We start from the raw sequence: 19,168 nt of genomic DNA on the forward strand, positions 1-19,168 counted from the left end.
CATCTTTTGCCCCATATTCAGCCACGACCGTCAAAAATGCCCTTCTTGTACGCCCGAGGCGGCGAGGGGGGCCGCACAGCACCCCGGCCCGGTCCGCTGCCTTTCGCCCGCGCCCGTGTCGGAACGGGCACGCCGGGTACTAGGTGCAGGCACACAGCGGCCGTGCGGACCGTCGGGTCGGCGAAAGGAGTGGTCATGACGGAGAACGGCGAGGACGCCACGCTCGCCCGGACCCCGGGGACCCGGGAGCTCCGTCTGGCCACGGACCTCCCCGGACCGGTGCCGGCGCACGCCGTGCGGAGCGGCGCGCGCGCCCAGGAGGACGACCCGGAGCTGCCCCGCGACCGCAATCAGGCGATCCTGGAGGCGGCCAAGCAGGTCGGCGCGGTGCTCAAGCGGGGCGGGCACCTGTTCGCGCTGGCCGGCAGCGTCGCCGTCCACGCCCACGGCGGCAGCGGGAACCTCCAGCACGACGTCGACTTCTGCGTCCGGCCCGAGGACGCCGAGTCGGTGGCCGCCACGCTCCGCGAGGCCGGGCTGACGGTGTACACCCCGCCCGAGGACTGGCTGATCAAGGCCACGTGCTTCGGCCAGGACGTCGACCTCATCTTCGAGCTGGCGCACCGGCCCGTCTCCACCGAGATGCTCCGGCGGGCGCAGGAACTCCCGGTGGAGTCGGTGCGCATGCCGGTCCTGGCGCCCACCGATCTGCTGACCGGCCTGCTGGCCGCCTTCTCGGAGCACCACTGCGACTTCGGGGCCGTCCTGCCCATCGCCCGCGCCCTGCGCGAGAAGGTCGATTGGGAGCGGGTACGGCGCGACTGCGGGGACGAGCCCATGCCGGCCGCCTTCTTCTTCCTCCTGGAACGCCTGAACGTCATCTGAACGTCCGCGGAAGGGAACGCCCATGAACACCCACGACGCCGGATCCGCAGGGGGCACACCGGCGGCGCAGAGCCCGGAGTACCGGGTCGCCCACCTCCAGGACCGGCTCGCCTCCGGCGAACTCGGCGAACTCGGCGTGCGGGTCGAGGTCCGCGGCAAGGCCGTACTGGTCACCGGAACCGTCCCCTCCGCCCGGTGCCGCGAGGACGTCCTGAGCTCCGTACGGGAGGAGCTCGCCGGGCTCGAGGTGCACTGCGACGTCGTGCTCAGCGAGACCTCGTCACCCGACCACGCGGAGGAACTGTCATGATCCGGATCGCCGCCGTCGGGGACATCCACATGGGCCCCGACACCCGGGGCACGCTCCGCCCCGCGTTCGACACCCTGCCCGAGTGCGCCGACCTCCTGCTGCTGGCCGGGGACCTCACCCGGCACGGCACCGTCGAGGAGGCCCGCGTGGTGGCCGACGAGATCCGGGGCGTGGGCGTCCCCGTGGTCGCCGTGCTCGGCAACCACGACCACCACGACGACCGGCAGGACGAGGTCACGGCCGTCCTGCGGGACGCCGGCGCCCACGTCCTGGAGGGGGAGTCGGCGGTCGTACGGGCCGGCGACGCGCGCGTCGGGGTGGCCGGCACCAAGGGGTTCGGCGGCGGGTTCGTCGGAGCGAGCGCCGGGGAGTTCGGCGAGCCGGTGATGAAGGAGTTCGTGCGCCTCTCCCGCCGGTGCGCCGACGGCCTGCGGGCCTCGCTGGAGAAGCTGGACGAGGAGGGCTGCGACGCCCGGATCGCCCTCACCCACTACTCCCCCGTGCCGGAGACCCTGGCCGGGGAGCCGCTGGAGATCTATCCGTTCCTGGGCAGCTATCTGCTGGCCGAGGCGATCGACACGGCCGGCGCCGACCTCGCCGTGCACGGGCACGCGCACGCCGGCAGCGAGCACGGCATGACGACGGGAGGCGTGAAGGTGCGCAACGTCGCCCAGCCGGTCATCGGCCGCGCCTTCCACGTCTACCACCTGCCGGTCCGCGACCGCGTGGGCGCCGCCACGGGGGCGGCGACCGCCTAGCCCCACCGCCCCGCAACTCCAGCGCCGCCGGTCGCACCGGCGGCGCTTTTCTCTGCCCCGGGAGCAGGTCCGCACAGGGCCTCTCGTGTGAACACCCCGCAAGGCGCGCACCCTTTGCGCATTTTGCCTGATTAGCATGCAGGCTCCGGGTCCCGTGGTCCGCGTCGCCGCGCACACGCCCGGGGCACGGCCGCGCCCGCCCGCGCCGTCGCCGGTCCGCGCCCGTCGTCCATCCCCGACCCGCACGAGAGGACACCAGATGGCACTGTCGGGCCGTACCGGACCGCCGTCCGAGCCCGCTCCCACCCCGCACGACGCCGAACTGCGCACCGTCGCACGGCACCTGGCCCGCCGTCGCTTCCTCACCGTCACCGCCGCGGCCGCCGCCCTCGCCTTCACCACCAACCTCCCCGCGCGCGGCGCCTTCGCCGCGCCCCGGCTCGACGCGGCCCGGATCACCGAGGACCCGTTCACGCTCGGTGTCGCCTCCGGGGACCCGCTGCCCGGCTCGGTGCTCATCTGGACCCGGCTGGCCCCGGTCCCCTTCGCACCGGACGGGGGCCTCGGACAGCAGCGGGTGGAGGTCTCCTGGGAGGTCGCCGCCGACGAGTCCTTCGCGCTGGTCGTGCGGCAGGGCACCGCCCTCGCCCTGCCCGAGTACGGGCACAGCGTGCGCGTCGACGTGCAGGGCCTGGAGCCGGGCGGCCGCTACTACTACCGGTTCCGCACGGGCGCCTGGATCAGCCCCACCGGCCGCACCCGCACCGCTCCCCCGGCCGGCGCCGACGCCGCGAGCCTGAGACTGGCGGCGGTCGCCTGCCAGGCGTACCACGACGGCTACTACACGGCGCACCGGCACCTCGCGCAGGAGGACGTCGACGTGGTGTTCCACCTCGGGGACTACCTGTACGAGTACGCCGTCGACTCCGCGGGCGGCGCCCGCGGCTACACCGACGTGGTGCTGCCGGCCGTGTTCAACCGCGAGACGACGACGCTGGCGGACTACCGGATGCGCTACGCGCTCTACAAGAGCGACCCCGACCTGCGGGCCGCGCACGCCGCGCACCCGTTCGTCGTCACCTGGGACGACCACGAGACCGAGAACAACTACGCGGGCGCGATCGACGAGAACGGCAGCGACCCGGCGCTGTTCCTGCCCCGCCGCGCCGCCGCCTACCGCGCCTACTGGGAGAACCAGCCGCTGCGCGCCGACCAGTTCCCCGAGGGCCCCGACGCCCGGCTGTTCCGCCGGCTGCACTGGGGCGGCCTCGCCCAGTTCGACGTCCTCGACACCCGGCAGTACCGCTCCGACCAGGCCTACGACGACACCCCGCACGTTCCCGGGCCCGAGTCCGACGACCCGGCGCGCACCCTCACCGGGGACGCCCAGGAGCGCTGGCTGCTCGACGGATGGGGCACGTCGACGGCGCTGTGGAACGTGATGCCCCAGCAGGTGTGCTTCTCGCAGCGCAAGCTGGACCTGAACGCCGAGGCGAAGGTCTCCATGGACGCCTGGGACGGCTACCGCGCCAGTCGCGGCCGGCTGGTCGCGGGCGCGAAGGCGGCCGGTGTCGCCAACTGGCTGGTCCTCACCGGCGACGTCCACGTCGCGTACGCCTTCGACATCAAGGACGACTTCGACGACCCCGGCTCCGCCGTCCTGGGCACGGAGCTGACCTGCACCTCCGTCGCCAGCGGTCGCGACGGCGCGGAGCACCCGGCCAACTGGGACACCTATCTGCGGGCCAACCCCCACCTGAGGTTCTACGACGGTCGGCGCGGCTATGTGCGCGTCGAGCTGGGCCGGGAGAACGCCCGGGCCGACTACCGGATCGTCCCGGTAGTGACGACGCCCGGCGCCCCCGTCTCCACGGCCGCCTCCTTCGTCACCGAGGCGGGCTCGCCCGGTCTGACACCGGTCTGACTCCGGCCACCCGTCCGGGTGGCCGGAGTCGTACGCGTGTACTGCACTTGGCGTCCGCACGTGCCACGAACGCGGTAACCCCGGCGTGTCCTGACATCGTGCCGGGTGTCACGGGCAAGGACTGAGTCTCCTCCGCAGCTCCGCACCACGCATGAAGGAGACGTACCGAATGGTCCTCAGACATGCCCGGGCCGCGCGCCGGTCGGCGTTCACGGCGCTCGGCGCCCTCGTCCTCGCCGGACTCCCCTGCGCCGCGGCGGCCGACCCCCCGCCCGTGGCGGGGCCGGTGCCCGGCGCCGCCCAGACCCTCGGCGCCGACCGGCCCTCGCCCCACCTGCTCGCGGCGCTCCGGCGCGATCTGGGGCTGGACCCGGCGCAGGCCTCCGAACGGCTGGTCAACGAAGCGGAGGCGGGCACCCGGGCGGGCCGGCTGCGCAACGCGCTCGGCGACCGGTTCGCCGGTGCCTGGGTGCGCGGCAGGACGGCCGGGGAGCTCATGGTCGCGACCACCGACGCCAAGGACGCGGCGGCCATCGAGGCCGAGGGCGCCACGGCCAAGGTGGTCCGGCGGACGCTGGCCGGGCTGGAGGCGGCCAAGGCGAAGCTGGACGCGGCGGCCGAGCGGGTCGAGACCCTCGACACGCCCGTCTGGTACGTCGACGTACCGGAGAACCGGGTCATGGTGCAGGCGACCAGCCAGGCGGCCGGCACCGCCTTCGTCAAGGCCGCGGGGCTCGAAGGCGAGGACGTCGGCATCCGGATGACGACGGTACGGCCGCGCCTGCTGCAGGACATCACCGGCGGCGACGCCTTCTACATCGACGGCTCCGCGCGGTGCTCCGTCGGTTTCTCCGTCACCAGGGGCGAGCAGGCGGGCTTCGCCACCGCCGGTCACTGCGGCGAGCCCGGCGCGACCACGACCGGGTACGACCGCACCGCGCAGGGCGTCTTCCGGGCCTCCACGTTCCCCGGCGAGGACATGGCGTGGGTGGCCACCGACGACCAGTGGACGCCCACGCCCGGCGTCAAGGCGCAGGAGGGCCAGGAGGTGCAGGTCACCGGTTCGGCGCAGGCGCTCGTCGGGGCGTCGGTGTGCCGTTCCGGCTCGACCACCGGATGGCACTGCGGCACCATCCAGCAGCACGGCACCAGCGTCAGGTACCCCGAGGGCAGGGTCGACGGGCTGACCCGGACGACGGTGTGCGCCGAGCCGGGCGACTCCGGGGGGCCGTACGTCACGGGCGCGCAGGCGCAGGGGGTCACCTCCGGCGGGTCCGGTGACTGCACCAGTGGCGGTACGACGTTCTACCAGCCGGTCAACCCGATCCTCGGCGACTTCGGTCTCACCCTGACCACCGCCGCGGCGCAGACCACGCCGGACCGGCAGGACGACGGCGCGCGGGCGTGGGCCGCGGGCCGGGTCTACGAGGTGGGGACCACGGTGACCCGGGACGGGGTGCGCTACCAGTGCCTGCAGACCCACCAGGCGCAGGGCGCGTGGGCGCCCGCCGGGACCCCGGCGCTGTGGCAGCGGCTGTGACCGTGTGACCGGTACGGCGCCGCCGTCAGCCCTGGGCCGGCGCCGGCGCCGTTCGTGCGAGGGCGGCGTCACTCCTGCGCGAGCAGGGCGTACGCCGTGGCCTGGAACGGGTCGCGGGCGCGGAAGCGGCGGGTGCACACCGCGGCCAGGGCGGTCCCGGTGTCGGGCCGGAAGCCGAGGAAGGCCTGCTGGCCGAGGGTGGCCCCGGAGTGGAAGTACAGGGGGCCGCCGTCCGTCGGGTGCCGGAACCAGGCGGCGGTGTGCACGTGCCGGTGCCCGAGTCCGCGGCGGAGCACGGGCGTGCGTACGGCGCGCAGCGCGCCGGCGAGACCGGGTGCGCGGGCCGGGTCGAGATGGGCCTCGAGGAAGGTGAGCAGGTCGTGCGGGGTGGCCCGGACGGCGCCGGCCGCCTGGAAGCCGCCCGCGTCGAAGGCCGGGACGGTCGTCCCGCCGTCCTTGCCGTGCCCGGTGGCGTCGGGCCCGCCGGCGTCCGCCCGCAGGGCCGTGCCGCCGAGGCCGAGGGGTTCGAGCAGCTGTCCTGTGATCAGGTCGTTCAAGGGTGTGCCGGTGGCGGCGGCCAGGGCGTGGCCGAGCACGGCGACACCGAAGTTGGAGTAGTGCCAGCGGGTGCCGGGGCGGTGCCGGGGGCGGTGGCGCAGGAAGGCGTCGACGACGCGCGCGTCGGGGTAGCGGGCGTAGGGGTTGCCGCGCCAGGCGGGCAGGGCCCGGAGGTGGAAGCCGGCCGGGAGGCGGGGCAGTCCGGCGGTGTGGGTGATCAGGTGGACGAGCGTCGCCGGTGCCGGCCCGGCGGGCCGGCCGCCGTCCAGCAGGGCGCGGGCCGGTTCGCCGCCGGAGAGCCGGCCGCTGTCCGTCAGGCGGGCCAGCAGCAGTCCGGTGAACGTCTTGGTGGCCGAGCCGATCTCGTAGCGGAGGGTGTCGCGCGGGTGTTCCGGGGGCGGGGCGGTGCCGCCGGTGCGTACGGTGCGACGGCCGTCCCGGGACACGGCGAAGACCGCGTCGGGCGCGTCGGCCGCGGCGACGGCGTCGCCGAGTCGCTCGTACAGGCGCTCGTCGGCGCGGGACTCCGCCCGGTGTGCGGGGGTCTCACCGTCGGGCGGGAGGCCCGGCCAGGGCGTGCGGTACGTCGTCGTCATGAGGCGCGGGCCAGTTCGGTCAGGACGCGGGAGGTGGCCAGGACGGAGGCGAAGGCGGCGACCAGCGTCGGGTGGTAGACGAGGTCGAACACGTCCTGTTCGTCGCCCTCGGGCATCGTCCGGGCCGCGGGCATGGCGCCGTCCGGCTGCTGTGCGGCGGCGAAGGCCTTCCAGGCCGGCTCGTCCAGCGTGGGCCGGGGCAGGCAGGCGTCCACCACCAGGAGTTCGCCGAGCAGGTCCCAGCGTTCGAGGTCCAGCCAGTCGTCGATCCAGGCCGGCAGCCAGGTGGTGAGGTAGTCGGCGATGTCCGCGGGCAGTCCGCCGGGGTTCTCTCCCCAGTCGGTCAGGTGGAAGACGCAGTGGGTGATGTCGTAGGCGATGTGGCCCTCGACGGTCCAGGGTTCGGGGGTGCGGGCCAGCCAGGTGACGCGCAGGGCCTCGGACTCCGGGGGCCTGGGGGTGAGTCCGTAGCGGCGCTGGAACGCGGAGAGCGCGAGCCGCCGGGTCGGGGACGTCTCGAACGCCCGCCAGCTGTCGAGGCGGTGGTTGAGCACGACGGCGCGTTCCAGCTCGGGCTGGCTGTACCCGAGTTCCCGGAACGGCAGGTACACCTCGAACGGGACGGGGGAGAGCGGTTCGGTGCGCTGTCCGCGCACCAGCATGCGGCCGCCGTCCAGGGTGTCGCGCCAGGCGTGGTCGATCAGCCGGCGGGCCAGTGCGGCCTGGCGGGAGCCGGCGACGCCCTCCCGGAAGAGCACGGCGCAGATCAGGGCGAGTTCGCCGACCGGTTTGAAGCGCTCCAGGAACCCCGTCTCCGGGTCCGCGTCGGGTTCCAGCCGGAAGCCGTCGCGGTGGGCCCAGAGCCATTCCACGGCGCCGGCTCCGACGGTGTGGATCAGTCGGGTGTCGGTCATGCCGGCGCTCCCTGTCGGCCGTGCCGCGTTCCGGTGCCGGCGGGTGCGGCGGCCGGGTGCGCGGTGGTGAGTACCGCCGCGAAGGCGGCCAGGAGGGTGGAGTGGTAGTGGACGGCGAAGTACCGCTCGGGGTCGGCGGCTTCGCCGTCCCCGTCGTCGCGGCCCTCTTCCCGGATCGCGCCCGAGGGGTCCTGAGCCGCCCTCAGGCGCCGCCAGGCGTCCGGTGGGACGACGTCGTCGAGGAGGGGGCGGGGCAGGGTCGCGGCCACGGCCAGCAACTCACTGCCCAGGTCCCACATCTCGGCGTCGAGACAGGTGTCCAGCCAGGCCGGCAGCCAGTCGGCCAGATAGCCGGCGAGGTCCGGCGGCAGCGCGTCGTCGGCGCGTCCCCAGTCGGTGAGGTGGAAGACGACGTGCGTGAGGGCGTATCCGGCGGCGCGCTCGAAGGTCCAGGGTTCGGGCAGTCCGCCGAGCCAGGTGCGCGGCAGCGGGGCCGGGTCCTGTCCGGACCGGTGGATGCCGCAGCACTCCTCGGCCTTCAGGACGCCGAGGCGCCGGGTCGGGTTCTGCTCGGTGAGCCGCCAGCCCCGGGTGCGGGCGACCACGGCGGCGGCCTCCTCGTAGGCGGGGTGGCGGAAGCCGGCCGAGGCGAAGGCCGCGTACACCTCCAACGGGTAGGTGGCGAACGGCTCCAGCCGCTGCAGCAGCGCGAACAGCTCGCCGTCGCGCGTCTGCCGCCAGGCGAACTCCAGCAGCGCGCCCGCCCGGGCGTGCAGCGGGTCGGCGGGGGCGGTGCGGCGGGTCACGGTCGCGCAGACCCGGGCCAGTTCGCCGAGCGGCTTCCAGGTGCCGTCGACCCGGCCGTCGGCCGCCAGCGCGTCCTCGCCGAGTGCGAAGCGGGCGCGGTGGGCGGTCACCCATGCGAGGGCGTCCTCGGCGACCAGCCGGACGTCCCGGGTGCCGGGCGCGGTCACCCGCGTGCTCCGGTCCGCATCAGCCGCGCCGCCTGCACCTGGAGCGTGACGTGCGGGTCCTGTTCACCCATCAGCTCCACGAAGTCCAGGCCGGCTTCGAGGCCGAGGGTGTCCGGGACGCCGGGCAGCAGGGTCAGCCAGCGGCCGGCTCCGGCGGCCTGCCGCCAGTCCCGGCGGCGCACCGCCCGGACGAACCCGCGGGCGACGTCGACGGGGCGGCGCCCGGCGGCTCCTCTCACCGCGCAGTCCTCACCGGGCAGGGCGAGCGGGGCCAGTACGGCGAGTCGATGGGTGAGGGACTGCCAGTTCGCCTCGTCGAGCCAGCCGGTGCCCGGCTCGTCCGGCGGTCCGGAGGAGAAGGAGGGGTCGATCCGCCGCAGGGTGCGCGCCATCCCCCAGTGGCTCCAGCGGACGGTGGGGGCGGCGTCCGCGCGGGGCGGGTACGCCTCGACCGCCTTGCGGAACACGGCCACTTCCGCCGGGTCGGGCGGGGTGCCCAGCAGAAGGCTCGGCAGCATCGCGTCCGCGCCCAGTACCCGTACGGCGGCGAGCGCGAGGTCCCCCGCTTCCCCGTCGGTCCCCGCCGGGAGGACCGCGCGGGTGCGGTCCCCGCCCCGAAGGGCGGAGACCACACCGGAGGCGAGGTCCTGCACCGCGGCCTGCAAGCGGGTCGAAGTGCCTGACTGCTCCATATCATCCGCTCCCGTCGATCCCGTTCAGCCCTTCTTCGGGCGCGGGGTCGGCGGCGACAGCAGAGCCGCGCCTCCGCCGACGACGATGGCCAGGGCGGCGCACTCACGGCTGTCGCGGTACACACCGTCGGTCTCGGCCGGGTCGAGTGCCGCCTCGATGTCGACACTCCGGATTCCGGTGAGTTCCTCGGTGACCTTCTCGTCGGGACGCATGACACCATCTCCCTGAGATGTAGCGATTGCCTTCCCTTCCAGCCTCACCCATATCGGACAAATTGCGCTACTTTTCTCAGGACTTACTTTCGTCACTTCTTCAACAGGCCGGGGCGCCAAGGCTTCACGAGGAGGCGGCGGGCGGGCGTACGCCGGACAGGAGGACGCCGCTGTGCGGGCGGGTCGGGACCCGGTGCAGCGGGATCGTGAGATTCTGCTCCGGCACCGTGTACTCCGTTCGGGCGAGCCGCACCGCGAGCGCCTCCAGTACGCCGACGGTGATGCCCTCACCGGGGCAGCGGTGCCCGGCGCCCGGGTCGCCGCCGCCCTGCGGGATCAGTTCGTCGCGCTCCACGGGCCGTTCGAGGAAGCGCTGCGGGCGGAAGGCGTACGGATCGCCCCACAGCGACTCGTCGTGGTTCTGGCCGTACACGTCGAGCACCACCAGCCCCCCGGCCGGGACCCACTCGCCCCGCCAGTACAGGTCCCGGGCGGCCAGACCGCCGAGGAACGGCACGAACGGGTAGAAGCGGCGCACCTCGTGGGCGAACGCTGCGGTGAACGGGACGTCCCCGTCCGCGAGGGGGGCGCGGTGCTCGGGCCACTTGTGCAGGGCGTGCGCGGTGAAGGCGACGAACCAGGCGAGGGCGGTCGTCGGACGGACGACGTTGAGCAGTTCCACCGCGGCCGTCTTCTCGTCGAGCGGCTCGCCGTCCGCGTCGCGGTGCCGGCACACCAGGTCGAGGACCGAGTCCGCGGGGGCGGTGACCGCGCCGGACCGCACGTCCCGCACCAGCTGGCCCAGCCGGTCCTCCTGTCGGGCGCGGGCGCGCCGGGCCCGCAGGTGGCGCGGTCCGGCGGTGGCGAAACCGTCGACCATGGCGATCATGTCGCGGGCCGTCGCCTCGGCGCCTGCGTCGTCCAGCGGTATGCCGGCCCACCGGTGGACCCCGGTGGCGAGCACCGTGCTCGCCTCGTCGAACAGCACGACGGAGCCGCGCCGGCCCCACGCGGGGACGGCCTCGTCCCAGGCGGCGGTGGTGTGGTCGACGAGACCGGCGATCCGGCCCGGGGCGAGCAGCGGCAGGAACAGGGCCTTGCGGGCGCGGTGGGCGGCGCCGTCGAGGGTGTGCACCGCCTCGTGGCCGAACAGGGTGGCGAGCACGGGCTCGGGTATGGCGCGGTGCCGGTGCACGTTCCGCTCGTCGTAGAAGAACCGCACCGCTTCGGGGCCGCGCAGGGCGAGTGCGGGCCGCCCCAGGATCCGGGTGCGGACCACGGGGCCACGGGTGTCGCGCATCCGGTTGGGCAGCCAGGCGTAGCCCTCGGCCAGCAGCGGCAGGGTGCGGTCGATCATGGGGCGGCTGAGTACGTCCATGACTGCCGGGTGCCCCGGGGGATGCCGCGACACTCCGACCGGGGCCGGGACCACCCGTTCGGATGTGGCCGAGACCACGTGCCGAAGGAGGTCGGGGTCACATCGGGGCCGGGGGCCGGCGGCTAGCGTTCCGTGCGGTTCTCTCACCCCAGCAGCTCGGACGGCCCGGCAGTGCAAGCAGATCTCTCCCCGGTCATCGCGGCGACCGCGCAGTGGCTGACCCGTTCCTTCCCCGCGCCCGGCGGGGCGCTCGCGGCCGCCCTGTGCGAGGTGCAGGCGCGGCAGGCGGTGACCGTCGCCGCACGGCTGCGGTACCCGACGGAGATGGACGTCGCCCTGGTCGGGCTGGTGGGCCCGGGGGGTTCGGAGCGGCTCGACCGGGTGACCGGGGCGGACGGCGGCGACGGTGTCGCGGGGGATGCCTGGCGTACCTGGGTCGACGAGGTCGTGGCGAGTTGGGCGGTGTGCCTGCTGGCCGATCCCGGGTTGGCCGGTCTCGCGGTGACCGCGCTCGCGGGAGGTGCCGTGTCCGCCGAGTTCCGTCGGCTGGTCGCGCCCGACGAGACGGATCACCGGGCGGCGGCGCTGCTGCGGCATCCGGATCTGGTGGGGCCGGTGGCGGGGCTTCACCGGTCGGCGCTGCTGGGCCGGCTGGACCCGGACGCCACGCTCGTGATGTGACCCCGCGGCTTCCCGTCGGGGCGGCGCCCGGCGTCGGTGTGGGCCGGGGGTGGGTTGCGCGACCCGGCGCTCGCGGGACGCCTCCCCCACCGCCCACCCGTGCCGCCCTGGGGCACCTCCCAGGCCCTTCAGGCACTGGGGGGAGGCACGACTGCCCACCGCGGGCGGGGTGACTGCCCACGGTAGGCAAAGGCGTCCGGATGGTCACGCTGGGTTATTCACCGGAATGCAGTAGGCGGCCGTGCCGTGCGTGGGGGCGGGGTTCAGGCTGGGCGGCATGAGCACCGTCATATCGCGGAAGTGGGAGCACGCCGTCGTCACCGGTGGCGCGGGATTCGTCGGCTCCCATCTGTGTGCCGCCCTGCTCGACGCGGGCGCCGCCGTCACGTGCGTGGACGACCTCAGCACCGGCCGGCCGGAGAACATCGCCCCGCTGCTCGAACGGCCCGGGTTCACGCTCGTACAGGCCGACGTGGCCGAGGAGCTGCCCGTCGAGCGGCCGCCCGACCTGGTGCTGCACTTCGCCTCCCCCGCCTCCCCGGCGGACTACCTGCGGCTGCCGCTGCACACCATGGAGACGGGCAGCCTCGGCACCCGCAACGCCCTGCGGCTCGCCCAGGGCGCCGAGGCCCGCTTCGTCCTCGCCTCCACCTCGGAGGTCTACGGCGACCCGCAGCAGAATCCGCAGGACGAGCGGTACTGGGGCCACGTCAACCCGGTCGGCCCGCGCAGTGTCTACGACGAGGCCAAGCGCTTCGGCGAGGCGCTGACCACCGCCTACGCGGGGACCCACGGCACGAACACCTGCATCGTGCGGCTGTTCAACACCTACGGCCCGCGGATGCGCGGCCACGACGGCCGCGCCGTGCCGACCTTCGTCCGGCAGGCCCTGGCCGGCGAACCCCTCACCGTGACCGGTGACGGCCTGCAGACCCGCTCGCTGTGCTACGTCGACGACACGGTGGCCGGCGTCCTCGCGGCGGCCGGCCACGGCATGCGCGGCCCCGTCAACATCGGCAACCCCGGTGAGATCACCATGCTCGCCCTGGCCCGTCTCGTCGTCGCGCTCGCCGGTTCCCGTTCGGAGATCCGCTACATCGACCGTCCGGTGGACGACCCGGCCGTGCGCTGCCCGGACATCACGCTGGCCCGCGACAAGCTCGGCTGGGAGCCCCTGGTCGGCGTCGAGGAGGGGCTGCGCCGCACGATCGACTGGTTCCGCGCCGAAGCACGCCGCTGAGCGCGGCCGTCCCCGCCGGCCCAGGACACCGCGGCCCCACCACCGGCCGCCCGATCCGTGAAAGGCCCGTCCGCCCATGCGCATCCTCGGTATCAACGCCCTCTTCCACGACCCCGCGGCCGCCCTGGTGATCGACGGGCGGACCGTCGCCGCCGCGGAGGAGGAGAGGTTCTCCCGGCGCAAGCACGGCAAGCGCCCGCTGCCGTTCTCCGCCTGGGAGCTGCCCGAGCGGGCCGCCGCCTGGTGTCTGAAGCGGGCCGGGCTGCGCCCGGAGGACCTCGACGCGGTCGCCTACTCCTTCGACCCGGCGCTGGCCCGCCCCGCCGACGCCATGGGCCTGGACGACCCGTGGGACCACCTGCGGCTCACCTACGCGCGGGAGGCCCCCGGCTTCCTGCGGACCGCGCTGCCCGGACTCGACCCCGGCCTCGTCCGCTTCGTACCGCACCACATGGCGCACGCCGCCTCCGGCGCCTTCGCCGCACCGGACGCCGGGGACTGCTCCGTCCTCGTGCTGGACGGCCGCGGCGAACGCGCCTCCCACCTCGCCGCCCGCCGTGCCGGTGACCGGCTCGAACCGCTGCGCGCACAGGACCTCCCCCACTCGCTCGGCCTCGTCTACGAGGAACTCACCGAGCACCTCGGCTTCCTGCGCTCCTGTGACGAGTTCAAGGTGATGGCCCTCGCCTCCCACGGCACCCCGCGCATGCTCCCCGAACTGCGCCGGTACGTGTATCCGACCGGCGACGGCGGCTTCCACGCCACCGGCGTGCCCTGGCACGACCTGTGCGCGCCGCGCGGCCCGGACGAACCGTGGACCCGGGACCACGCCGACGCCGCCGCGAGCGCGCAGGCGGTCCTGGAGGAGACCCTGCTGGACCTGGTGCGCTGGCTGCACGGCCGTACCCACGACTCGGTGCTCACCCTCGCCGGGGGCGTCGCCCTGAACTGCGTCGCCAACTCCCGCGTCGCCCGCGAGGGCCCGTTCTCCCGGGTGTGGGTGCAGCCCGCGGCCGGGGACGCGGGGACCGCGCTCGGCGGCGCCCTGCTGCTGTCCGCCGGCGCCGGTGACGGGCCCGAGCCCATGAGCGGCGCCGACCTCGGCCGGGACTGGTCCGACGCGGAGCTGGGGGCGTGGCTGAAGACGGCCGCCGTGCCCTTCGAACGGCCGGCGGACATCGCCGCCACCGTGGCCCGGGCGCTGGCGGACAACGGCATCGTCGCCTGGTTCCAGGGACGCGCCGAATACGGCCCCCGGGCGCTCGGCCACCGCTCGCTGCTGGCCCACCCCGGGCACGCGGGCAATCTGGAGCGGCTCAACGACGTCAAGGGCCGCGAGCAGTTCCGGCCGGTCGCGCCGATGGTGCTCGCCGACCAGGCCGCCGGGATCTTCGACGGCCCGCTGCCGAGCCCGTACATGCTGTTCGTGCACGACGTGGCGCCCGCCTGGCGGGACCGCATCCCGGCCGTGGTGCACGTCGACGGCACCGCCCGCATCCAGACGGTCGATCCGGCGCGCGAGCCCCTGGTGGCGCGGATGCTGGGCGAGTTCGAGCGGCTGACCGGGCTGCCCGTGGTCGTCAACACCAGCCTCAACACGGCGGGCCGGCCGATGGTGGACGACCCGCGCGACGCCCTGGAGTGCTTCGGCTCCTCCCCCGTCGACCTCCTGGCCATCGGCCCGTACGCGATCCGGCGCGGCGATCTGTTCCGCTCCGACGGCGGCGAGGTGTCCCGGTGACCGGGCCGGCCGCCCCGGGCGGGGAGTACGCGGTGGTGGTGCCGACGCTCGGCCGGCCCTGCCTCGGCAGGTGCCTGCGGGCGCTGGCCGAGGCGGAGGGGCCCGGCCCGGTACGGGTCGTGGTGGTCGACGACCGCCCGGATGCGGCCGGTGCGCCGCTGACCGCCGCCGTTCCGCCGTCGCTGCGCTCGCGCACCCTCGTCGTGCCCGGCGGGGCGCGGGGTCCGGCCGCCGCCCGCAACACCGGGTGGCGGGCCGCCGGGGACGCGCCGTGGATCGTCTTCCTCGACGACGACGTGGTGCCCGGACCCACCTGGGCCGACGACCTCGCGCTCGACCTCGCCGGGGCGAGCGTCGCGACCGCCGGGATCGCCGCCCGGATCGAGGTGCCCCTGCCGCCGGACCGGCCGCCCACCGACTGGGAGCGGGGCACCGCCGGGCTCGCCCGGGCCCGCTGGATCACCGCCGACATGGCGTACCGCCGCCGGGCGCTGGAGTCCGTCGGCGGCTTCGACGAACGGTTCCGCAGGGCCTTCCGGGAGGACACGGACCTGGCGCTGCGGGTGCTCGACGCCGGCTGGACGCTGTCCGAGGGCCGCCGCACCACCGCCCATCCGGTACGGCCCGCCGGGCGCTGGATCTCCGTACGGCTCCAGGCGGGCAACGCCGACGACGTGCTGATGACCCGGCTGCACGGGCGCGGCTGGTGGCGGCGGGCGCAGGCACCGCGGGGCCGGCTGCCCGCGCATCTGGCGCTGACCGCGGCGGGCCTGGCGGCGGCGGGCTGCGCGCTGTCCGGCCGGCCGCGTACGGCGGTGGCGTGTGCCGTCGGATGGCTGGCGGGAACCGCCGAATTCGCCCTCACCCGGATCCTGCCGGGTCCGCGCACCCGCGAGGAGATCGTCACCATGTCCCTCACCAGCGTGCTCGTCCCGCCCGCCGCGACCTGGCACTGGCTGCGCGGCCACGCCCTGCACCGCACGGCGCCGCCCCACCCGCACCGGGCCGGGGCCCCCGCGCCCGCGCACTCCCCGCCGGCCGGCGAACGGCTCCCCTCTTGACGTCCCTCCCGGCCGGAGCAGGGGGATCCGGCCCTCGCGGGCCGGGCTCCCCGCCTCGTCGACGGCAGCCGCCCCGGACGGACGGCGGGGGCGGGCGCACCCGCCACCGGTCTTGCGCCGGCTCCCCGTACCCGACGTCCCGCGGCCCGGCGGCAGGCCCGACCGGCTCGGTTTCCGCCGGCCGGGCGACGCCGGCCCCACCACCCATTCCGCTGTGGCCTGTGCCGCGACCGATCACGGAGGTGCGCCCATGACCCCCGCTTCCGGCCCGCTCGCCCCGGGCGTGCTGTCCATCGCCCTGGTCTCGGAGCACGCGAGCCCGCTCGCCACCCTCGGCGGGGTGGACGCCGGCGGGCAGAACGTCCATGTCGCCGCCCTGGCCGGGGCGCTCGCCGACCGCGGCCACCGCGTCACCGTGCACACCCGCCGCGACGCGCCCGGCCTGCCCGACCGGGTGACGCTGCGCGAGGGCGTCGAGGTGCACCACGTCCCGGCGGGCCCCGCCGAGCCGGTCCCCAAGGACCGGCTGCTGCCGTACATGGACGAGTTCGGGCGCCTGCTGGCCCGGGTGTGGCGGGCGCGCCCCCCGGACGTCGTGCACTCGCACTACTGGATGTCGGGGCTGGCCTCGCTGGGGGCGGCCCGGGAGCTGGGGCTGCCGCTGCTGCACACGTACCACGCGCTGGGCACGGTGAAGCGCCGGCACCAGCGGCTCGCCGACACCAGTCCGCCGGAGCGGATCGGCTGCGAGATCGAGGTGGGGCTGGGCTGCGACCGGGTCGTCGCCACCTGCCGGGACGAGGTCGCCGAGCTGGTCCGGATGGGTGTGCCGGCGCACCGGACCGTCGTCGTGCCGTGCGGCGTCGACACGGACCGGTTCACGCCGGTGGGCCCGGTCGCGCCGCGCGGCCCGTTCCGGTACCGGCTGGTGCAGCTCGGGCGGCTGGTGCCGCGCAAGGGCGCCGCGGTATCGCTGGCCGCGCTGGCCCGGCTGCCCGGCACCGAGCTGCTGGTGGTCGGCGGTCCCCCCGCGGACCGCCTCGACGACGACCCGGAGGTGCGCCGGCTGCGCGGCGTCGCGCGGGACGCCGGGGTCGCCGACCGGGTCCGGTTCGCCGGCGGGGTGGACGCCGGGCGGGTGCCGGCGCTGCTGCGCTCCGCCGACGTGGTGCTGTGCCCCGCCGACTACGAGCCCTTCGGGATCGTCCCGCTGGAGGCCATGGCCTGCGGCCGTCCGGTGGTGGCCACCGCGGTCGGCGGTCAGCTCGACACCGTCGCCGATCCCGGCACCGGCCGGCTGGTGCCGCCCGGCGACCCCGAGGCACTGGCCCGGGCCGTGGCCGGCCTGCTCGCCGATCCGGCGGCCCGCCGGGCCTGCGGGGCGGCCGGCCGCCGCCGGGTGCTCAGCCGCTACGGCTGGCCGCGGATCGCCGCGGCCACCGAGGAGGCGTACTGCGAGGTCCTCGACGCCGAGCCCGCCGCGACCGGAACCGGCTGACCCGCCGGTGCCCGACCCTGGAAGGAGGTGCGGGTCCCGCCGTCGTCCCCCCGAGGCGGCACGCCCGGAACACCATGACCGAACACTCCGCGCTCGACGCCGCCCGACTGCACTGCCGGTCGCTCCAGGAGGCCCTCGACGGCTTCCGCCGGAGCGAACTGCCCCGGATCGCCGACTGGGGCGGGCGCCTCGCCGCCGTCCTCACCGACGGCGGACGGCTGCTGGCCGCCGGCAACGGCGGCAGCGCCGCCCAGGCCCAGCACCTGACCGCCGAGCTGGTCGGCCGTTACCGCCGGGAGCGGCGCGCCTATTCGGCGCTCGCCCTGCACGCGGAGACCTCCAGCGTCACCGCCATCGGCAACGACTACGGCTTCGACCACGTCTACGCCCGCCAGGTGACCGCCCACGGGCGCCCCGGCGACGTGCTGATGCTGCTGTCCACCTCGGGACGCAGCGCCAACCTGATCGCGGCGGCGGTGACGGCCCGGCGGGCCGGGCTGCGGGTCTGGGCGCTCACCGGGCCCGGGCCGAACCCGCTGGCACAGGCCGCGGACGAGGCGCTGTGCGTGGCGGCGGGCAGCACCGCGACCGTCCAGGAGACGCATCTGGTCGCCGTACACCTGCTCTGCGAGTGTTTCGACGCCGCCGTGGCCGCGCCCCTCGCGCGCAGTGCGGCGGCCGTCCCCGGGAGGACGTCATGACCGGTCCGAAGCCGCTGGTGGTGGTGGGGGACGTCCTGCTCGACGAGGACATCGAGGGGGTCGCGACCCGGCTGGCCCCGGACGCGCCCGCCCCGGTCGTCGACGTCACCGGTGACCGCCGGCATCCGGGCGGGGCCGGGCTGGCCGCCGCGCTCGCGGCCCGCGGCGGCCGGGACGTGGTGCTGGTGACCGCGCTCGGCGACGACCCGGCCAGCGAGGCCGTGCGCCGGGAGCTCGGCGGCCGGGTCCGGCTCCTCGAGCTGCCGCTGCACGGCACGCTGCCGGTGAAGACGCGGGTGCTGGCGGGCGGGCGGCCGGTGGTGCGCATCGACCGGGGCGGCGGGACGCCGGGCGAGCCGGACGAGGCGGTGCGCGAGGCGCTCGCGGGCGCGCACGCCGTCCTCGTCGCGGACTACGGACGGCACACCGCGGGGGCCGTGCGTCCGCAGCTGGCGGACGCGGCCCGGCGCACCCCCCTGGTGTGGGACCCGCACCCCAAGGGCGACCCGCCGGTACCGGGGGCGCGCCTCGTCACGCCCAACGCGGCGGAGGCGGTCGCCCTGTGCGCGGGCGCGCCGGGCGCGCCGGGGGTGTCCGGGGTGTCGCTGGGCGCCTTCGCCGAGCGCGGGACGGAACTGGCGGAGCGCTGGCGGGCGGCGGGGGTCGCGGTGACGCTCGGGGACCGCGGGGTGCTGCTGACCCGGCCCGGCGGGGGTACGCCGATGCTGATCCCGGCGCCGTTCCGGGCGGACGGGGATCCGTGCGGCGCGGGTGACTGCTTCGCGGCGACGACGGTCGCGGCGCTGGCCGACGGGCTGCTGCCGGAGGAGGCGCTGCAGCGGGCGGTCGCCGAGGCGGCGGCGTTCGTCGCGGCGGGCGGGGCGGGGAACCCGGAGCTGTGGCACGCGCCGGCCGTGCCCGGTCCCGCGCACGATCCGGCCGCCGACGCGTTCGAGCTGGCGGAGGGGGTGCGGGCGCGCGGGGGGACGGTGGTCGCCACGGGGGGCTGCTTCGATCTGGTGCACGCGGGACACGTCGGGCTGTTGGAGAGCGCGCGGCGGGTCGGTGACTGTCTGATCGTGTGCCTGAACTCCGACGCGTCGGTCACGCGGCGGAAGGGGGCGGGGCGGCCGCTGACGCCGGTGGCGGACCGGGCGAGGGTGCTGGCGGCGCTGGGGAGCGTGGACGCGGTGGTGGTCTTCGAGGAGGACACGCCCGAGGCGGTGCTGGGGCGGTTGCGGCCCGATGTGTGGGTGAAGGGCGGGGACTACTCCGTGGAGGAGCTGCCGGAGGCGGAGGTGTTGCGTTCCTGGGGTGGGCAGGCGGTGGTGCTGCCGTATCTGGACGGGCGGTCCACGACCGCGCTGGCCCGGCGGGCGGCTGAGGCGGCGGCGGTCGCCCTCCGGACGCCGGACGGGTGAGCCGGGCGGTGGGCGGGGAGGTTTTCCGCCCCCGCCGCCCCTACCCGTCCCGTCCCCGGGGCTGTGCCCCCGGACCCCCCTTT

Annotated in this window: 18 protein-coding genes; 12 read left to right on the forward strand and 6 right to left on the reverse strand. The window is 75.8% G+C overall.

What is annotated here, in order from left to right:
- Positions 1–195: 195 nt before the first annotated feature.
- The 5 genes from AB0A94_RS16715 (at position 196) to AB0A94_RS16735 (ending at position 5,417) form a co-directional block, all read left to right on the forward strand.
- Positions 196–885, forward strand: a complete 690-nt coding sequence (locus tag AB0A94_RS16715; RefSeq protein WP_361744898.1) for a nucleotidyltransferase family protein — start codon at positions 196–198, stop codon at positions 883–885.
- Between the two features lie 22 nt (positions 886–907).
- Positions 908–1,195 carry a hypothetical protein gene (locus AB0A94_RS16720; protein ID WP_361744900.1) on the forward strand — a complete coding sequence of 96 codons (288 nt, stop codon included), beginning with the start codon at positions 908–910 and terminating at the stop codon, positions 1,193–1,195.
- Entirely contained in the window at positions 1,192–1,953 is a 762-nt protein-coding gene (locus AB0A94_RS16725) for a metallophosphoesterase (protein WP_361744902.1), read from the forward strand. Before AB0A94_RS16720 ends, AB0A94_RS16725 begins: the two co-directional genes overlap by 4 nt.
- Before the next feature lie 259 nt (positions 1,954–2,212).
- A complete protein-coding gene (locus tag AB0A94_RS16730) occupies positions 2,213–3,877 on the forward strand; it encodes an alkaline phosphatase D family protein (RefSeq protein WP_361744904.1) in 1,665 nt (554 codons plus the stop codon).
- Positions 3,878–4,046: 169 nt separating this feature from the next.
- Entirely contained in the window at positions 4,047–5,417 is a 1,371-nt protein-coding gene (locus AB0A94_RS16735; RefSeq protein WP_361744906.1) for a trypsin-like serine protease, read from the forward strand.
- 68 nt (positions 5,418–5,485) lie between these two features.
- Here AB0A94_RS16735 and AB0A94_RS16740 read toward each other — a convergent pair whose 3' ends face one another.
- The 6 genes from AB0A94_RS16740 to AB0A94_RS16765 form a co-directional block, all read right to left on the reverse strand.
- Entirely contained in the window at positions 5,486–6,571 is a 1,086-nt protein-coding gene (locus AB0A94_RS16740) for a serine hydrolase domain-containing protein (protein ID WP_361744908.1), read from the reverse strand.
- Positions 6,568–7,485, reverse strand: coding sequence for a hypothetical protein (locus tag AB0A94_RS16745; protein WP_361744910.1), 918 nt, complete (start codon positions 7,483–7,485; stop codon positions 6,568–6,570). The genes AB0A94_RS16740 and AB0A94_RS16745 overlap by 4 nt, the downstream gene beginning before the upstream one ends.
- On the reverse strand, positions 7,482–8,459 hold the full coding sequence (locus tag AB0A94_RS16750) for a hypothetical protein (RefSeq protein ID WP_361744912.1): 978 nt from the start codon (positions 8,457–8,459) through the stop codon (positions 7,482–7,484). The genes AB0A94_RS16745 and AB0A94_RS16750 overlap by 4 nt, the downstream gene beginning before the upstream one ends.
- The gene (locus tag AB0A94_RS16755; RefSeq protein ID WP_361744914.1) at positions 8,456–9,151 is read right to left on the reverse strand and encodes a hypothetical protein; all 696 of its coding nucleotides are present in this window, start codon (positions 9,149–9,151) and stop codon (positions 8,456–8,458) included. The genes AB0A94_RS16750 and AB0A94_RS16755 overlap by 4 nt, the downstream gene beginning before the upstream one ends.
- Before the next feature lie 24 nt (positions 9,152–9,175).
- Positions 9,176–9,364: a hypothetical protein gene (locus tag AB0A94_RS16760; protein WP_361744916.1), complete on the reverse strand. Its 189-nt coding sequence runs from the start codon at positions 9,362–9,364 to the stop codon at positions 9,176–9,178.
- A gap of 124 nt (positions 9,365–9,488) precedes the next feature.
- A complete protein-coding gene (locus AB0A94_RS16765; protein WP_361744918.1) occupies positions 9,489–10,742 on the reverse strand; it encodes a cytochrome P450 in 1,254 nt (417 codons plus the stop codon).
- Between the two features lie 171 nt (positions 10,743–10,913).
- Here AB0A94_RS16765 and AB0A94_RS16770 point away from each other — a divergent pair, with 171 nt between their 5' ends.
- The 7 genes from AB0A94_RS16770 (at position 10,914) to rfaE2 (ending at position 19,085) form a co-directional block, all read left to right on the forward strand.
- Positions 10,914–11,423: a hypothetical protein gene (locus AB0A94_RS16770; protein ID WP_361744920.1), complete on the forward strand. Its 510-nt coding sequence runs from the start codon at positions 10,914–10,916 to the stop codon at positions 11,421–11,423.
- 277 nt (positions 11,424–11,700) lie between these two features.
- Positions 11,701–12,663 (forward strand): NAD-dependent epimerase/dehydratase family protein, encoded by a 963-nt coding sequence (locus AB0A94_RS16775; protein ID WP_361744921.1) that lies wholly within the window; start codon positions 11,701–11,703, stop codon positions 12,661–12,663.
- A gap of 76 nt (positions 12,664–12,739) precedes the next feature.
- A complete protein-coding gene (locus AB0A94_RS16780) occupies positions 12,740–14,404 on the forward strand; it encodes a carbamoyltransferase C-terminal domain-containing protein (protein ID WP_361744923.1) in 1,665 nt (554 codons plus the stop codon).
- Positions 14,401–15,465 carry a glycosyltransferase gene (locus AB0A94_RS16785; RefSeq protein WP_361744925.1) on the forward strand — a complete coding sequence of 355 codons (1,065 nt, stop codon included), beginning with the start codon at positions 14,401–14,403 and terminating at the stop codon, positions 15,463–15,465. The genes AB0A94_RS16780 and AB0A94_RS16785 overlap by 4 nt, the downstream gene beginning before the upstream one ends.
- 250 nt (positions 15,466–15,715) lie before the next feature.
- On the forward strand, positions 15,716–16,963 hold the full coding sequence (locus AB0A94_RS16790) for a glycosyltransferase (RefSeq protein WP_361744927.1): 1,248 nt from the start codon (positions 15,716–15,718) through the stop codon (positions 16,961–16,963).
- Positions 16,964–17,037: 74 nt separating this feature from the next.
- A complete protein-coding gene (locus AB0A94_RS16795) occupies positions 17,038–17,664 on the forward strand; it encodes an SIS domain-containing protein (protein ID WP_361744929.1) in 627 nt (208 codons plus the stop codon).
- A complete protein-coding gene (rfaE2, locus tag AB0A94_RS16800) occupies positions 17,661–19,085 on the forward strand; it encodes a D-glycero-beta-D-manno-heptose 1-phosphate adenylyltransferase (RefSeq protein WP_361744931.1) in 1,425 nt (474 codons plus the stop codon). The genes AB0A94_RS16795 and rfaE2 overlap by 4 nt, the downstream gene beginning before the upstream one ends.
- The last annotated feature ends 83 nt before the right edge of the window (positions 19,086–19,168 follow it).

This window comes from Streptomyces sp. NPDC044984, from assembly GCF_040646935.1.
Taxonomy (GTDB): Bacteria; Actinomycetota; Actinomycetes; order Streptomycetales; family Streptomycetaceae; genus Streptomyces.

Excerpts from the sequence above, each read along its gene's own strand:
- AB0A94_RS16715 (WP_361744898.1), top strand. The coding sequence starts at position 196 with ATGACGGAGAACGGCGAGGACGCCACGCTCGCCCGGACCCCGGGGACC.
- AB0A94_RS16720 (WP_361744900.1), top strand. The coding sequence starts at position 908 with ATGAACACCCACGACGCCGGATCCGCAGGGGGCACACCGGCGGCGCAG.
- AB0A94_RS16725 (WP_361744902.1), top strand. The coding sequence starts at position 1,192 with ATGATCCGGATCGCCGCCGTCGGGGACATCCACATGGGCCCCGACACC.
- AB0A94_RS16730 (WP_361744904.1), top strand. The coding sequence starts at position 2,213 with ATGGCACTGTCGGGCCGTACCGGACCGCCGTCCGAGCCCGCTCCCACC.
- AB0A94_RS16735 (WP_361744906.1), top strand. The coding sequence starts at position 4,047 with ATGGTCCTCAGACATGCCCGGGCCGCGCGCCGGTCGGCGTTCACGGCG.
- AB0A94_RS16740 (WP_361744908.1), bottom strand. The coding sequence starts at position 6,571 with ATGACGACGACGTACCGCACGCCCTGGCCGGGCCTCCCGCCCGACGGT.
- AB0A94_RS16745 (WP_361744910.1), bottom strand. The coding sequence starts at position 7,485 with ATGACCGACACCCGACTGATCCACACCGTCGGAGCCGGCGCCGTGGAA.
- AB0A94_RS16755 (WP_361744914.1), bottom strand. The coding sequence starts at position 9,151 with ATGGAGCAGTCAGGCACTTCGACCCGCTTGCAGGCCGCGGTGCAGGAC.
- AB0A94_RS16760 (WP_361744916.1), bottom strand. The coding sequence starts at position 9,364 with ATGCGTCCCGACGAGAAGGTCACCGAGGAACTCACCGGAATCCGGAGT.
- AB0A94_RS16765 (WP_361744918.1), bottom strand. The coding sequence starts at position 10,742 with ATGGACGTACTCAGCCGCCCCATGATCGACCGCACCCTGCCGCTGCTG.
- AB0A94_RS16775 (WP_361744921.1), top strand. The coding sequence starts at position 11,701 with ATGAGCACCGTCATATCGCGGAAGTGGGAGCACGCCGTCGTCACCGGT.
- AB0A94_RS16780 (WP_361744923.1), top strand. The coding sequence starts at position 12,740 with ATGCGCATCCTCGGTATCAACGCCCTCTTCCACGACCCCGCGGCCGCC.
- AB0A94_RS16790 (WP_361744927.1), top strand. The coding sequence starts at position 15,716 with ATGACCCCCGCTTCCGGCCCGCTCGCCCCGGGCGTGCTGTCCATCGCC.
- AB0A94_RS16795 (WP_361744929.1), top strand. The coding sequence starts at position 17,038 with ATGACCGAACACTCCGCGCTCGACGCCGCCCGACTGCACTGCCGGTCG.
- rfaE2 (WP_361744931.1), top strand. The coding sequence starts at position 17,661 with ATGACCGGTCCGAAGCCGCTGGTGGTGGTGGGGGACGTCCTGCTCGAC.